Origin of the sequence: Streptomyces sp. NBC_00190 (assembly GCF_036203305.1) — a bacterium.
Taxonomy (GTDB): domain Bacteria; phylum Actinomycetota; class Actinomycetes; order Streptomycetales; family Streptomycetaceae; genus Streptomyces.
The window spans coordinates 181,259-196,352 of the sequence record NZ_CP108132.1 but is presented as its reverse complement, the minus strand read 5'-3'; the positions used below and the strand labels follow the sequence as shown (position 1 = coordinate 196,352).

General features: G+C 71.6%; 15 protein-coding genes. 14 read left to right on the top strand and 1 reads right to left on the bottom strand.

Annotated elements, in window-relative coordinates:
- The first annotated feature begins 12 nt into the window (after positions 1–12).
- From metF to OG429_RS40895, 13 genes are all read left to right on the top strand, one after another.
- A complete protein-coding gene (metF, locus tag OG429_RS40955) occupies positions 13–948 on the top strand; it encodes a methylenetetrahydrofolate reductase [NAD(P)H] (RefSeq protein WP_328930716.1) in 936 nt (311 codons plus the stop codon).
- A gap of 35 nt (positions 949–983) precedes the next feature.
- Positions 984–2,402, top strand: coding sequence for an adenosylhomocysteinase (gene ahcY, locus OG429_RS40950; protein ID WP_328930715.1), 1,419 nt, complete (start codon positions 984–986; stop codon positions 2,400–2,402).
- Position 2,403: 1 nt separating this feature from the next.
- Entirely contained in the window at positions 2,404–3,696 is a 1,293-nt protein-coding gene (locus OG429_RS40945; RefSeq protein ID WP_328930714.1) for an MFS transporter, read from the top strand.
- Positions 3,693–3,890: a DUF6059 family protein gene (locus OG429_RS40940; protein ID WP_328930713.1), complete on the top strand. Its 198-nt coding sequence runs from the start codon at positions 3,693–3,695 to the stop codon at positions 3,888–3,890. The genes OG429_RS40945 and OG429_RS40940 overlap by 4 nt, the downstream gene beginning before the upstream one ends.
- Positions 3,891–3,974: 84 nt before the next feature.
- Positions 3,975–5,543, top strand: a complete 1,569-nt coding sequence (locus tag OG429_RS40935) for an acyl-CoA carboxylase subunit beta (protein ID WP_443051328.1) — start codon at positions 3,975–3,977, stop codon at positions 5,541–5,543.
- 32 nt (positions 5,544–5,575) lie between these two features.
- A complete protein-coding gene (locus OG429_RS40930) occupies positions 5,576–5,776 on the top strand; it encodes an acyl-CoA carboxylase subunit epsilon (protein ID WP_328930711.1) in 201 nt (66 codons plus the stop codon).
- 104 nt (positions 5,777–5,880) lie between these two features.
- On the top strand, positions 5,881–6,249 hold the full coding sequence (locus OG429_RS40925; protein WP_328930710.1) for a hypothetical protein: 369 nt from the start codon (positions 5,881–5,883) through the stop codon (positions 6,247–6,249).
- A gap of 59 nt (positions 6,250–6,308) precedes the next feature.
- Positions 6,309–7,760, top strand: a complete 1,452-nt coding sequence (locus OG429_RS40920; RefSeq protein WP_328930709.1) for an FAD-binding oxidoreductase — start codon at positions 6,309–6,311, stop codon at positions 7,758–7,760.
- A complete protein-coding gene (locus tag OG429_RS40915) occupies positions 7,757–8,530 on the top strand; it encodes an SDR family NAD(P)-dependent oxidoreductase (RefSeq protein ID WP_328930708.1) in 774 nt (257 codons plus the stop codon). The genes OG429_RS40920 and OG429_RS40915 overlap by 4 nt, the downstream gene beginning before the upstream one ends.
- A 64-nt stretch (positions 8,531–8,594) precedes the next feature.
- Complete coding sequence (locus OG429_RS40910; protein ID WP_328930707.1) at positions 8,595–9,845, top strand: cytochrome P450; 1,251 nt, start codon at positions 8,595–8,597, stop codon at positions 9,843–9,845.
- A gap of 6 nt (positions 9,846–9,851) precedes the next feature.
- Positions 9,852–10,055, top strand: coding sequence for a ferredoxin (locus OG429_RS40905; RefSeq protein ID WP_328930706.1), 204 nt, complete (start codon positions 9,852–9,854; stop codon positions 10,053–10,055).
- A gap of 127 nt (positions 10,056–10,182) precedes the next feature.
- A complete protein-coding gene (locus tag OG429_RS40900) occupies positions 10,183–11,145 on the top strand; it encodes a GNAT family N-acetyltransferase (RefSeq protein ID WP_328930705.1) in 963 nt (320 codons plus the stop codon).
- Between the two features lie 97 nt (positions 11,146–11,242).
- The gene (locus OG429_RS40895; protein WP_328930704.1) at positions 11,243–12,856 is read left to right on the top strand and encodes an FAD-dependent oxidoreductase; all 1,614 of its coding nucleotides are present in this window, start codon (positions 11,243–11,245) and stop codon (positions 12,854–12,856) included.
- 18 nt (positions 12,857–12,874) lie between these two features.
- Here OG429_RS40895 and OG429_RS40890 read toward each other — a convergent pair whose 3' ends face one another.
- The gene (locus tag OG429_RS40890; protein ID WP_328930703.1) at positions 12,875–13,396 is read right to left on the bottom strand and encodes a MarR family winged helix-turn-helix transcriptional regulator; all 522 of its coding nucleotides are present in this window, start codon (positions 13,394–13,396) and stop codon (positions 12,875–12,877) included.
- 127 nt (positions 13,397–13,523) lie between these two features.
- Between OG429_RS40890 and OG429_RS40885 the strand changes: the two genes are divergently transcribed.
- Positions 13,524–15,059 carry an FAD-dependent monooxygenase gene (locus tag OG429_RS40885; protein ID WP_328930702.1) on the top strand — a complete coding sequence of 512 codons (1,536 nt, stop codon included), beginning with the start codon at positions 13,524–13,526 and terminating at the stop codon, positions 15,057–15,059.
- The last annotated feature ends 35 nt before the right edge of the window (positions 15,060–15,094 follow it).

Here is a 15,094-nt window from a genome sequence, read left to right as displayed (position 1 = left end):
GGGAACCGAGTCATGGCAGCAGTCCTCACCGAGCGCCCCGCGCTCCCGTCCCCCGAGCCCGCACCCGCGCGCCCCCGCCCCGACGTACGCGAACTGCTGGCCAGTGGCCGGCGCTCCTTCTCGTTCGAGTTCTTCCCGCCGAAGACCGAAGCGGGGGAGCGCACGCTCTGGGACGCGATCCGGCGGATCGAGGCCCTCGCGCCGTCCTTCGTCTCCGTCACGTACGGGGCGGGAGGTTCCTCCCGCGACCGTACGGTCGAGGTCACCAAGCGGATCGCGACCGAGACCACGCTGCGCCCGGTGGCCCACCTGACGGCGGTCGGGCACTCGGTCGCCGAGCTGCGACACATCATCGGCCAGTACGCGGACGCGGGGATCCGGGACGTGCTCGCCCTGCGCGGGGACCCGCCGGGCGACCCGAAGGGGGTGTGGACCCCGCACCCGCAGGGCTTCACGCACGCGCACGAACTGGTCAGCCTGATCCGCCGACTGGGCGACTTCACCGTCGGCGTGGCCGCGTTCCCCGAGCGCCACCCGCGGTCCCCGGGCTGGACCGAGGACATCCGGCACTTCGCGGCCAAGTGCCAGGCGGGCGCCGACTACGCGATCACGCAGATGTTCTTCCAGGTGGAGGACTACCTGCGGCTGCGCGACCGGCTGGCCGCCGTCGGCTGCCTCACACCGGTGATCCCCGAAATCATGCCCGCCACCGACGTACGGCAGATCCGCCGGTTCGCCGAGCTGAGCGACGCCCGCTTCCCCGAGCACCTCGCCCGGCGCCTGGACGCGGTGCGCGACGACCCGGCCGCGGGCCACGCCGTCGGGGTGGAGTACGCGACCGCGATGGCCGAACGGCTGCTTGCCGAGGGCGCCCCGGGCCTGCACTACATCACCCTCAACCGTTCCACGGCGACCCGAGAGATCCACCAGAACCTGAACGTCAACTGACCCTGAACCTCGACGTCCACACACCGGAGTAGTCCATGCCCAGCCAGCCCACAGCCGAGTTCACCGACTTCAAGGTCGCCGACCTCTCCCTCGCCGCGTTCGGCCGCAAGGAGATCACGCTCGCCGAGCACGAGATGCCGGGCCTGATGTCGATCCGCGCCGAGTACGCGGCCGCCCAGCCGCTGGCCGGGGCGCGCATCACCGGCTCCCTGCACATGACCGTGCAGACGGCCGTGCTCATCGAGACGCTGGTGGCTCTCGGCGCGGAGGTCCGCTGGGTGTCGTGCAACATCTACTCGACGCAGGACCACGCGGCGGCGGCGATCGCGGCGGCCGGGATCCCCGTCTTCGCCTGGAAGGGCGAGACGCTGGAGGAGTACTGGTGGTGCACGGAGCAGGCGCTGACCTGGCCGGGCCACGTGGGCCCCAACATGATCCTCGACGACGGTGGTGACGCCACCCTGCTGGTCCACAAGGGCGTCGAGTACCAGAAGGCCGGCGCCGTTCCCGACCCGTCCACCGCGGACAACGAGGAGATGGCGCTGGTCCTGGACCTGCTGGGGAAGACCACCCTCGACTGGACGGCGCTGGCGGCGGAGATCCGCGGCGTGACCGAGGAGACCACCACCGGTGTCCACCGCCTCTACGAGATGCACCAGGCGGGCTCGCTGCTCTTCCCGGCGATCAACGTGAACGACGCCGTCACCAAGTCGAAGTTCGACAACAAGTACGGCTGCCGCCACTCGCTGATCGACGGCATCAACCGCGCCACCGACGTCCTCATCGGCGGCAAGACCGCCGTGGTCTTCGGCTACGGCGACGTCGGCAAGGGCTGCGCGGAGTCGCTGCGCGGCCAGGGCGCGCGTGTCATCGTCACCGAGATCGACCCGATCTGTGCGCTGCAGGCGGCGATGGACGGCTACCAGGTCGCGACGCTGGACGACGTGGTGGAGACGGCGGACATCTTCATCACGACCACGGGCAACAAGGACATCATCATGGCCTCGGACATGGTCAAGATGAAGCACCAGGCGATCGTGGGCAACATCGGCCACTTCGACAACGAGATCGACATGGCCGGTCTGGCCAAGGTTGAGGGCATCGTGAAGGACGAGGTCAAGCCGCAGGTCCACACGTGGAAGTTCCCCGACGGCAAGGTCCTGATCGTGCTGTCCGAGGGCCGTCTGCTGAACCTGGGCAACGCGACCGGTCACCCGTCGTTCGTGATGTCGAACTCCTTCGCGGACCAGACGCTGGCCCAGATCGAGCTCTTCACCAAGCCGGCCGAGTACCCGACCGACGTCTACGTGCTCCCCAAGCACCTCGACGAGAAGGTCGCCCGCCTCCACCTCGACGCCCTCGGCGTCAGGCTCACCACCCTGCGCCAGGAGCAGGCCGACTACATCGGCGTCCCCGTCGAGGGCCCGTACAAGCCGGACCACTACCGCTACTGACGTGTTCCAGTCCCTGTCCGTACGCAACTTCCGGCTCTTCGCCACCGGCCAGCTGCTGTCCGTGATGTGCACCTGGATGATGTTCGTCGCCCAGGACTGGCTGGTGCTGTCGCTCAGCGGCGACTCGGCCACCGCCCTCGGGCTCGTCACGGCCGTGCAGTTCACCCCGACGCTGCTCCTGACCCTGTACGGGGGACGGCTCGCCGACCGGTACGACAAGCGCAAGCTGCTGATCCTCGCGAACCTCGCGGCCGGGCTGCTCGCCCTCCTCCTCGCCCTCGTGGTGCTGGCGGGGCGGGCGAGCCTGCCGGTCATCCTCGTCTTCGCCGGCTCCCTGGGCGCCGTGTCCGCCATCGAGTCGCCCACCCGGATGTCCTTCGTCAGCGAGCTCGTCGGCAGCGATCTGCTGCCCAACGCCTCCGCGCTCAGCGCCGCGTACTTCAACACCGCGCGCATCCTCGGCCCCGCCCTCGCCGGGCTCCTGATCAGCGGATCCGACTCCACCGGACCGGTGATGCTGCTCAACGCGCTCAGCTACCTGGCCACCGTCGCCAGTCTGATGATGATGCGCACGAAGGAGCTGCAGCGCACCGGGGCCGCCCCGGGCGGCGCCAGGATCGCCGACGCCCTGCGCTACATCAGGGGCAGGCCCGACCTCGTCATGCCGCTCGGCCTCGTCGCCGCCGTCGGCATGTTCGGCTTCAACTTCGCGCTCACCCTGCCGCTGCTCGCCAAGACCGTCTTCCACTCCGGATCGGCCAGCTTCGGGCTGCTGACCACCGCCATGGCGGCCGGCTCCCTGCTCGGCGCCTTCGCCGGCACCGCCCGCCGCGGCCGGCCCGGCCCCGGACTGGTCATCGGCGCAGCCCTCGCCTTCGGCGTCCTGGAGACCGCCAGCGGCCTCGCGCCCAGCTACGCCCTCGCGATCCCCCTGCTGGCGGCCACCGGCTTCGCCACCATCTCCTTCGCCCAGGCCGCCAACCACCGCATCCAACTGGGCAGCGACCCGCGCTACCGAGGCCGCGTACTGGCCCTCTACACCATGATCCTTCAGGGGTCCACCCCGCTCGGCGCCCTGCTCGTCGGCTGGCTCTGCGAGCACTACGGGGCACGCTCCGGCCTGTACACGGGCGGCCTGGTCACCGTGGCGGCGGCCCTCACGGCCCTGTACGCGCACCGGCGCACCCGAGACCGGTCCTCAAGCGGACTTCCACGGGACGTCGAGGGCGCCGGGCGAGGGTTGGCTGGTTCCGAAGTGCGTTCCCGGCCCACAGAACGGAGGCCGCGCGTATGAGACCGCACCGAGTGCTCCACGCCGTCTACAAGATGCTGGTCGCGGCGGGCAGCATCTGGGTCTGGTTCCCGCCGGACGAGACGAGCGTCCCGCAGGGGCCGCCTCCCCGGCACCCGGAGAGGCTCCGCCCGGATCTCCCGTTCGACGAGACCGAGACGGCCCTGTTCCGGCAGCTGATCGGCCTGTGGCAGTGAACCCCGGCCGCACCCCGCGGGCCAGCCGCCCGGTCGCACCCGCACACCTCCCCCTCCCTACAGTCCCGGAGGAAACCCGTGAGCATCACTGACGTCGCCCCCGCCCGCATCCAGGACCGTGCCGCGGAACTGGCCGACATCAAGGCCCAGGCCGTGGCCGGGCCCGACCCCAAGGCCACCGAACGCCAGCACGCCAAGGGCAAGCTGACGGCGCGGGAGCGCATCGAGCTGCTGCTCGACGAGGGCTCGTTCCACGAGATCGAGGCCCTGCGCCGGCACCGGGCCACCGGATTCGGGCTGGAGGACAAGAAGCCCTACACCGACGGGGTCGTCACCGGCTGGGGCACGGTCCACGGGCGGACCGTCTTCGTGTACGCGCACGACTTCCGCATCTTCGGCGGCGCCCTCGGCGAGGCCCACGCGCAGAAGATCCACAAGGTGATGGACCTCGCGCAGTCCGCCGGCGCCCCCCTGGTCAGCCTCAACGACGGCGCGGGAGCCCGTATCCAGGAAGGCGTCACCGCCCTCGCCGGCTACGGCGGCATCTTCCAGCGCAACACCCGGGCCTCGGGCGTCATACCGCAGATCTCGGTGATGCTGGGCCCGTGCGCGGGCGGCGCCGCGTACTCCCCGGCGCTGACCGACTTCGTGTTCATGGTCCGCGAGACCTCGCAGATGTTCATCACCGGCCCGGACGTGGTCCGCGCGGTGACCGGCGAGGAGATCACCCAGAACGGCCTCGGCGGCGCGGACGTCCACGCGGCGGTCTCCGGCGTGGCGGCCTTCGCCTACGACGACGAGGAGAGCTGCCTCGCCGACGTACGGTTCCTGCTGTCGCTGCTGCCGTCCAACAACCGCGAGACCGCGCCCCGCGAAGAGTCCGACGACCCCACCGACCGGCGCACCGACGCCCTCGCCGGCCTTGTCCCGGCCAACCCCAACCAGGCCTACGACATCCGCAAGGTCATCGAGGAGATCGTCGACGACGGCGAGTACTTCGAGACCCAGCCGGCCTGGGCGCAGAACGTCGTGTGCGCGCTGGCCCGCTTCGACGGACACGTCACCGGGATCGTCGCGAACCAGCCTTCCGCGATGGCCGGGGTCCTCGACATCCACGCGAGCGAAAAGGCCGCCCGCTTCGTGCAGTTCTGCGACGCCTTCAGCATCCCGCTGGTCACCCTCGTCGACGTACCCGGCTTCCTGCCCGGCGTCGACCAGGAGCACAACGGCATCATCCGGCACGGCGCGAAGCTGCTGTACGCCTACTGCAACGCCACCGTCCCGCGGATCCAGCTGATCCTGCGCAAGGCCTACGGCGGCGCCTACATCGTCATGGACTCGCGCTCCATCGGCGCCGACGTCTCCCTGGCCTGGCCCAGCAACGAGATCGCCGTGATGGGCGCCGAGGGCGCGGCCAACGTCATCTTCCGGCGGGAGATCGCGGCGGCCGAGGACCCGGACGCCGAGCGGGCGCAGAAGATCAAGGAGTACCAGACCGAGCTGATGCACCCCTACTACGCCGCCGAGCGCGGCCTGGTGGACGACGTCATCGACCCGGCCGAGACCCGCTCCGCGCTCATCGGCTCGCTCGCGATGCTCCGCTCCAAGTACGCCGACATCCCGTCCCGCAAGCACGGCAACCCGCCGGTGTGAGCCGCTGCTCCGGGACACGAGGAGGCAGACGCATGACCACCACCTGGAAGATCACCGGCGGCAACCCCTCCGCGGAGGAGACCGCCGCCCTCACCACCGTCCTGACGTCCCTGCTGGCCCGGCGGGCCGCCGCCGCGCAGGCGCCCGCCGCGGACGCCGGGGTCACCGGCAGCGGCTGGCACCGCACCCACCGCAACCCGCACGCCTGCGCCGGGATGTGGCGCGGCAGATGACCGGGCCCGCCCGCTGAAGGGCCGTTCAAGTACGGCTCCAGCCCGGGGCGGCACCGTATCGACGGCACACCACGCAAACCGAAACCCATGTCAGGAGAATCGCCATGACCGACGCGAGGCTGGTCGGAACCTGGACCACGGAGCTGGAGGACGACGGTAAGTCCGTGTTCGGACTGGCGTCCTTCACCGGTGACGGCGGCGTCACCTGCTACCAGGTCAACGCCAAGAACATCGGCCTGGGCAACTGGGAGTCCACCGGACCGGACTCCTTCCACTACAACTTCCACATCCTCGCCGTCAGCCCCGAGGGCGAGCACGTCGGCGAGGCGCACGTCTTCGTCACCGGCGAGTTCGTCTCCGACGACGAGTGGGTCGGCACCGGCGGCGCCAACTTCTACTCGCCCAAGGGCGACCTGCTGCGCGGCCACGAGGGCTCCAAGGTCAGCGCCCGCAAGTTCGGCATCGACAAGTAGCCGGACGGGCCGACCCGTCTCGTACCCCGGACCGGGAACTCACGGAGGAAAGAACCCCCATGCTGCGCGACGAACTCAAGGGTGAGCTGGTTCTCCCGTCCGATCCGGGGTACCGGCTCGCCAGGCAGCTGCAGAACACCGAGTACGACTCGGTGACCCCGTACGCGGTCGCCTACTGCGAGTCCCACGAGGACGTCCTCGCCTGCGTACGGCACGCCCAGGACACCGGCGTACGGGCGCACGTGCGCGGCTCCGGCCACAGCTTCAACGGCTGGTCCACCGGCACCGGCCTGGTCATCGACCTGTCCCGGATGAACCACGCCGTCGCCGACGGCCCCGCCGTGCGCATCGGCGCCGGCGTGCAGTCCCTCGACGCGCTCGACACCCTCAAGGCACAGGGACGCCAGATCGTCACCGGCACCTTTCCCACCGTCAGCCAGGGCGGCTTCCTGACCGGCGGCGGACTGGGCTGGCAGACCCGCAAGTTCGGCGTCGCCAGCGACCGGATCCTCTCCGCCCGGGTCGTCCTCGCCGACGGGCGGACCGTCCGCGCCTGCGCCGACGAGCACCCCGACCTGTACTGGGCGCTGCGCGGTGGCGGCGGCGGGAACTTCGGCATCGTCACCGAGTTCGAGCTGCGGCCCGTCGACGCCCCGCTGCTGACCGCCTTCGAGACCCTGTGGTCCTACGAGGACGCCCCCGGCGTACTGGCCGCCTGGCAGGCCTGGGCCGCCGCGGCCTGCGAGGACCTCGGCACCTCCCTGGTCGTACTGCCAGGCATGTTCGGGCCCGGCGGCAAGCCGATCGTCAAGATCTGGGGCGTGCACCACGGGGCGCCCGAGGAACTGGAGCGGGCCCTCGACGAACTCACCGAGGCCGCCGGCACCAAGCCCGTGCACCGCGAGGTCGGCGCGCCCGGAGCGTACGCCGAGGTCATGCACGAGGCGCTGTGCGGATCCAAGACCGTCCAGCAGTGCCACCGCACCGGCACCCACCCGGACGCGATCGGCCACCGTCACCCGTACACCCGGCAGGCCTACCGGCTCACCGGCCGGCCCGTGACGCACACCGAGGCCGAGTCCCTGCTGGGGGCCTGGAACCCGGACCTCGACAACGAGCGCTACCTGCTGTGCATCGCGCTCGGCGGCGCGGCCAACCGGGTCGGCCGCACCGAGACCGCGTACGTCCACCGCGACGCCCAGTTCCTGACGGGCTTCCAGATCGCCACGCGCGACGAGGAGTCGGCGGCCCGGGGCCCGGCCGAGCTCGACGAGTGGGCCGACCGCTGCGGCGCGGCCCTCGCCCCGCTGGCCACCGGCTCGTACATCAACTTCCCCAGCTCGCGGGTGCCGGCGGACTGGGAGGGCGACCACTACGCGGAGAACGCCCCCCGGCTGCGCGACATCAAGCGCGCCTACGACCCCGAAGGCTTCTTCCGGCACGGGCAGAGCATCGGCGCCGGACCGGACACCGCCCACAGCGCCCACCAGACCACGAAGGCAGGACGATGAAGACGGATCTCACGGACAAGGTGGTGCTCGTCACCGGCGCCTCCCGGGGCATCGGCCGGGCCACCGCCGTCGCCTACGCGGCGGAGGGCGCGCGCGTCGCGATCACCTACCACTCCGACGAGGCGGGCGCGAAGGAGACGGCCGAGCAGGTCGCCGCCGCCGGCGGCACGCCCTACGTGGTCCGCTACGACCTCGCCAACGAGGACTCGATCCGCGCCGCCGTCGCCGCGGTCGGCGCCGAGTGGGGCGGCATCGACGTGCTCGTCGCCAGCGCGGTGGAGTGGGGCGACGCGATCCCGCGGCCCGGCCGGCAGATGCCCGCCTTCGAGGAGGTCCCGGTCGAGCAGTGGCAGCGGGTCCTGCGCACCTCGGTCGACGCCGTCTTCCACACCATCCAGGCCGTCCTGCCGCACATGCGCGGCCGCGACTGGGGCCGCATCGTGCTCGTCGGCGCCGGGCTCGCGAACTCCGGGATGATCGGCGCGGGCGCGTACGGCGCCGCCAAGTCGGGGCTGTTCGGGCTGGTCCGCAGCCTCGCCTGGGAACTGGGCCCCGCGGGGATCCTGGTCAACGAGGTCGTCCCCGGCCAGACCCTCACCGAGAACGTGCTCACCCACGCCTCGCCCGCCTTCCTGGAGAACAAGGCCAAGTCCCTGCCGTCGGGCCGGATGAACACCCCCGAGGACGTCGCGCGCACGATCGTCTTCCTCGGCTCCGCCGCCAACGGGAACGTCCACGGCGAGGCCCTGCGCGTCACCGGCGGACTCTGAACCCCGCCCCCTCCCAGCCGGACCCCACGCACGGCCGCCGCCGGCCACACACCCAGGAGAACCCATGACCGACACACTCGACGCGCCGAAGACGCTGGCGGACGGGGCCGAGGACGCTCCTGCGTACCCGATCCAGCGCAAGTGCCCCTACCAGATGCCGCCCGGGTACGAGGGGCTGCGCGAGAAGGGCCCGATCTCCCGGGTCACCCTCTGGAACGGCCGGGTGGCCTGGCTGGTGACGGGCAACGAGCTCGGCCGCAAGCTGTTCCCGGACGCCCGGCTCTCCTCCGACGTCCTCGACCCGAACTTCCCGCTGCTCGCGCCGCGCATCGAGGCCCAGCGCCAGCAGGCCGCCGCGCCCCCGCTCGTCGGCGTCGACGACCCGGTGCACGCCCGCCAGCGCCGCATGGTGCTGCCGAGCTTCGGCGTCCGCCAGGTCAACGCGCTGCGCCCGGTGATCCAGCAGTACGCCGACGACCTCCTCGACAAGATGCTGGCGGGCGGCCCGGGCCGGACCGTGGACCTGCTCACCGAGTACGCCCTGCCGATGCCGTCCGCCGTCATCTGCCAGCTGCTCGGCGTCCCGTACGAGGACCACCACTACTTCGACGAGCGCTCCCGGCACGTGCTGTCCTCCTCAGGGCCCGAGCAGGCCGCGCAGGCGCAGCAGGCGTTCACCGAGATCCTCGCCTACCTGGACGACCTGATCAGCCGCAAGCAGGCGGAGCCCGGCGACACCCTGCTCGACGAGCTGATCGCCCGCCAGCTGGAGGACGGCAAGGTCGACCGCAACGAGCTGGCGATGATCGCCACCGTCCTGCTGGTTTCGGGACACGAGACCACCTCCAACATGATCGCCCTGTCCACGATGGCGCTGCTGGCACACCCGGAGCAGATGGAGGCGCTGCGCGCCGACGAGTCCCTGATGCCGAGGGCCGTGGACGAGCTGATGCGCTACGCCTCCATCGGCGACATGCTGATGCGCGTCGCCAAGGAGGACATTGAGGTCGAGGGGCACGTGATCAAGGCCGGCGACGGGGTGATCCTGTCGACGATGCTGATGAACCGCGACGCGCAGTCCTTCGAGAAGGCCGACGACCTGGACATCTTCCGGCCCTCCGGCCGCCACGTCGCCTTCGGTTACGGCATCCACCAGTGCATCGGCCAGAACCTGGCCCGCGCCGAGATGGAGATCGCCCTCGCCACCCTGCTGCGCCGGGTGCCGAGCCTGCGCCTCGCGGTCCCGGCCGACCAGGTGCCGGTCAACGCCCCGTTCGTCCTGCAGGGAGTCTCCGAACTCCCCGTCACCTGGTAGGCCGCCGTGCGCATCTCGATCGACACCGACCGGTGCATCGGCTCCGCCCAGTGCGCCGTCTCCGTTCCCTTCGTGTTCGAACAGGACGACGACGGGTTCTCCACCGTCATCGCCGGCCGTGAGGACGGCGCCGGGCATCCGATGGTGCGCGAGGCCGTACGGGCCTGCCCGGTGCAGGCCATCACGCTCGCGGAGACGCAGGAGGCGTGAACGCGTGCCGGCCGGGCCCTGACGGGCCCGGCCGGCCTTCCCGCAGCTCGGGGCCCGGACGGTGCGGCGTCCGGGCCCCGAGCCGTTCTCGAACGGATCTCAAGCGCCGTCGTGGACGATGGTGGCCATGGACATCCGCAGCCTCGACGGTGACGACCCGGCGACGATCACCCTGCTCGTTCCGGGCTTCCAGGAGACGATGAGTCTCGAACTGCCCGCCGACCCCCCGGTGTCACAGGCCCTGCTCGCCAGGCTGCTGCAACGCCGGCACGGAGCCGACCGGATCGTCCTGGCCGCCTTCGACGGCGACACGCCCGTCGGCGTCACCAAGCTCGGCCTCGACCTCGGCGACCCGGCCGGACCCGGCCACGGCTCGCTGTGGGTCTTCCCGTCCTTCCGCCGTCGCGGCGCGGGCACCGCCCTGGTCGACGCCGCCCGCGCCGAACTGCGCGCCCGCGGCCGCGGCCACCTGATGGTCGACGCCCCGCACACCCCCGCCGCCGAGGCCTTCGCCTCCGGCTGCGGCGCCGAACTGCGCGGCACCAACCTGCGCAACCGCCTCTTCCTGAAGGGCCCGGCCGCCGCCGGACTCGACGAGCTCGCCGCCCGGGCGGTACCCGGCCACCACCTCGTGAACTGGACCGACCGCTGCCCGGACGGGCTCGTCGGTTCCTACGCCCGCGCCTGGGGCACCCTGGACGCGCCCGTCAACGGGCAGGCGCAGGTGCGCACCCCCACCGCCGACGACGTCCGCGCGCGCGAGGCCGAGGCGGAGCGGGCAGGACACCGCCAGCACGTGACCGCCGCCGTCGACGACGCGACCGGCGAAGTCGTCGGGTACGCCACCGTCTTCGTCCGCGACAGCCCGATGGCCGACGCGGGGGAGACCCTGGTCCTCGCCGACCGGCGCCGCCGGGGCCTGGGTTCCTGGCTCAAGGCGGACCTGCTGGCCCGTACCGCCCGCGAGAACGGGCAGGTGGCCCTCGTGCAGGCCTGGAACGACGTCGACAACGGCGCCGTCGTCGCCCTCAACCGCCGCCTCGGGTTCACGGCGGACAGCTCCTGGTCGACGTACTCCGTCAAGGCCTGAGACGCCGACTCCCTGCTGCTGCGAGCGGAGTTCGAGTTCAGGTCCACCGGCCGCTGCCACGATCCGCACAGACCGGTATCCGCGAGAGGGGTTCTTTGTGAGTAAGAGCGGCACGCATGTACTGATCGTCGGTGGCAGCCTCGTCGGCCTCTCCACCGCGGTGTTCCTCGCCCATCACAACGTGCCCTGCACCCTGGTCGAGCGGCACCCCAGCACCTCCATCCACCCGCGCGCGGTCGGCTACTACCCGCGTACGGCCGAGATCCTTGGCACGGTGGGCGTCGAGGCGGCCGCCAAGGCCGCCGCGTCCGGCTTCGAGAAGCACAAGACCCGCGCGGGCGTGGTCTCCCTGGCCGGCGAGGTCCTCTTCAGCAAGGAGGAGCTGGAGGGCGGCGACGAGCTCGCGGACCTGACCCCCTCCAAGCTGCTGCTGCTGCCCCAGGACCGGCTGGAGCCGATCCTGCGCGCCCGGGCCGAGAAGCTCGGCGCCGACCTGCGGTTCAGCACGGAACTGGTCTCCTTCACGCAGGACGGGAGCGGCGTCACCGCCGTCGTCAAGGACGCCGAGGGCACCGAGACCACCCTGACCGCCGACTACCTGGTGGCCGCCGACGGGCCGCGCAGCACCGTACGGGAGTCGCTGGGCCTAGTGCGCGAAGGGCGCGGCGTGCTCTCCCGGCACGTGAGCATCGCGTTCGGCGCCGACTTCGGCGCGGTCCTCGGGGACCGCCGCTACAGCGTCGTCCACGTCAAGAACGACACGGTCATGGGCATCCTGGTGCACGACGACACCCTCACCGAGGGCACCCTGATCGTGGGCTACGACCCCGAGAAGGGCGAGGGCCTCGACGACTTCACCGACGCCCGCTGCGCCGAGCTGGTCTCCGCCGCGATCGGTTCGGACGAGGTCGAGGTCACGGTCCGCTCCCGCTTCCCGTGGGACATGGCCGAACTCGTCACCGGGAACTTCGTCCAGGGCCGGGTCCTGATCGCGGGCGACGCCGCCCACCAGATCCCGCCCACCGGCGGCTACGGGGCCAACACCGGCATCGCCGACGCCTTCAACCTGGCCTGGAAGCTGGCCCTGGTGACCAAGGGCGCCGCGGGCACCGGCCTGCTCGACACCTACCAGGAGGAGCGCCACCCGGTCGGCTCCTACACCGCGCGCCAGGGCTCGCTCCAGCTCGCCCTGCGCTCGGGCACCGCGACCGAGGAGGAGAAGGCAGCCACCGACGACGCGATGACCGTCACGATGGGCCAGGCCTACCCCTCCGGCGCGTTCATCACCGAGGCGGGCGTGGAGCGGCCGCCGCTGACCTCCGACCCGCGCACCCTGCAGGGCGAGCCCGGCACCCGCGCTCCGTACGTGGTGCTGGAGCGCGACGGCGCCCCGCTGTCCACGCTGGAGCTGTTCGGCACCGGCTTCGTCCTGCTGGCCGGGGCGGACGGCGGCTCGTGGGCCGAGGCGGCAGGTAGCGCCGCCACGGCGCTCGGCGTCGACCTGGCCTTCCACCGCATCGCGCCGGCCGCCGACGGCGGGGCGCTCGCGGACCCGGAGGGCCGGTGGGCCACCGCCTACGGCGTGGCCGCCGCGGGCGCCGTCCTGGTGCGACCGGACGGAATCGTCGCGTGGCGCACCCCGGCCGCCGTCCCCGCCGGTGAGCAGGGCGCGGCGCTGACGGCGGCGCTGCGCCGGATCCTGGCGCGCTGAGCGATGGGGGACCGGCGGTTATCCGTCGGCCTGGGCGCCGCGCATCTCGGCGACCGAGTCGACGTACTTGATCAGCAGGCGGGCGAACTGCAGGCGCTCGTCGTCGGGCCACTCCCGGGTGATGAACTCGAAAGCGGCCCGCTGGTGGCGGCGGAACGCCGCCAGCATCGCCAGTCCCTCGTCCGACATCTGCAGGATCGTCCGGCGCCCGTCCTGCTGGGACGCGGCGCGGATCAGGTAGCCGGCGGAGATGCAGTCGGTGACCATGCGGCTGGCCACGGAGGGGTCCACCGCGAGGCGCTCGGCCACGACTCCGACGGTGATCTCCTGGCCGTCGTGCTCGGGCCCCTCTTCCACGATGTTGAGCACCAGCGTCCGGGTCATGTCCTTGCGGGACACCGGGTTTTCCACGTTCAGCGCCGATGCGCGGCGCAGCCGAGAAAAGGCCGGGCCGACCGCGTCCAGCGGGTCGGCGGTGGCCAGCGCGCCGTGCGCGGAGGGGAGCTGCGCGGTCTTCTGCCTGGTGGTCGAAGTCTCCATGGCGAACATCCTAGGCGTGGTAATCGAGGACAGCGAGCATGTGTATGCTCACAAGCGTTTGCATGACAGCAAGCATATAGTTTTTCCTCGTCATAGAAACCCCCAACCCCCCTCTGGAAGGACTGCAATGCCGGACACCAAGGACTTCGACTTCGACGTCCTCATCGTCGGCGGAGGTCCGGTGGGCATGCTGCTCGCCTCCGAACTCCGCATCGCCCGCGCCAAGCCCGTCGTGCTGGAGCGCCTCACCGAGCGGACCCCCCACTCCAAGGCCTTCGGACTGCACGCCCGCTCGCTGGAGTCGCTCGACCGCCGCGGCCTCGCCGACCGCTTCCGCGACGGCGCCCACTCGTGGAGCAACGGCCACTTCGCTGGCCTCGACGTCTGGGTCGACTTCTCCCTGCTCGACAGCGCCCACAACTACGCGCTGCTCTCCGAGCAGACCCGCACCGAGCGGCTGCTGGAGGAGCGCGCCGAGGAGTTCGGCGTCGAGATCCGCCGCGGCCACGAGGTGACCGCCGTCCGTCAGGACGAGGACGGCGCCGAGGTCGACGTCACCGGCCCCGAAGGCTCGTACACCCTGCGCGGCCGCTACGTCGTCGGCACCGACGGCGGCCGCAGCCTGGTCCGCAAGTCCGCGGGCATCGGCTTCCCCGGCACCGGCGGCCGCGTCACCGCGCGCCTGGCCGACGTCGTCCTCGCCGACCGCGAGAAGGCGCCGATGGGCATGGAGCGCACCGAGCGCGGCCTGCTCTTCTGCGTCCCGCTCGACGACACCTACCACCGCGTCGCCACCTTCGACTTCAAGACGACGAAGGAAGCGGGCTCCGAGCTGACGCTGGAGGAGTTCACCGCCAGCCTGCGCGAGATCTGGGGCGACGACCTCGGCGCGAGCGAGCCGCGCTGGCTGTCCTGGTTCACCGACTCCGCCTGCCAGGCCGAGACCTACCGCTCCGGTCGCGTCCTGCTCGCCGGCGACGCCGCGCACACCCACTTCCCCGTCGGCGGCCAGGGCGTCAACCTCGGCCTGCAGGACGCCCTCAACCTCGGCTGGAAGCTCGCCGCCACCATCAACGGCTGGGGCTCCGAGGGTCTGCTCGACACGTACGACAAGGAGCGCCAGGAGCCGGCCCGCGCCGTACTGGCCAACACCCGCGCCCAGATCGCGCTGATGAACCCCGACCCGTACGTCACCCAGCTGCGCGAGCTCTTCCAGACCCTGATGACCAAGGACCAGGTCAACCGCCACATCGCCGAGATGCTCAGCGGTGTCCGGGTCCGCTACGACATCGAGGGCCCCGAGCACCGGCTGCTCGGCGACTTCGCCCGCGACCTGACGCTGAAGACCGAGGAGGGCACCCGGACCCTTCCGAAGTACCTGCGCCGGGGCAATTTCGCGCTGCTCGACCTCGCCGGCCGCCCGGAGATCTCCGAGGTCTACAACGAGTGGGCCGCGCCGCTGAAGTGGGCCGGCCGCGTCGGCCACATCGTCGCCGAGTGCGCCGAAGAGCCGGAGCTCGCCGGTGTGCTGGTCCGTCCCGACGGATACGTCGCCTGGGCCGCGGACAAGAGCGCTTCGGCCGAGGAGGTCGCCGAGGGCCTGCGTACGGCCCTGGAGACCTGGGCCGGGGTCACCGACCCCACCCGCGCCGTCTTTAAGTAATCGGTAAAGAAACGCCCCGCGAGGCCATCACATGT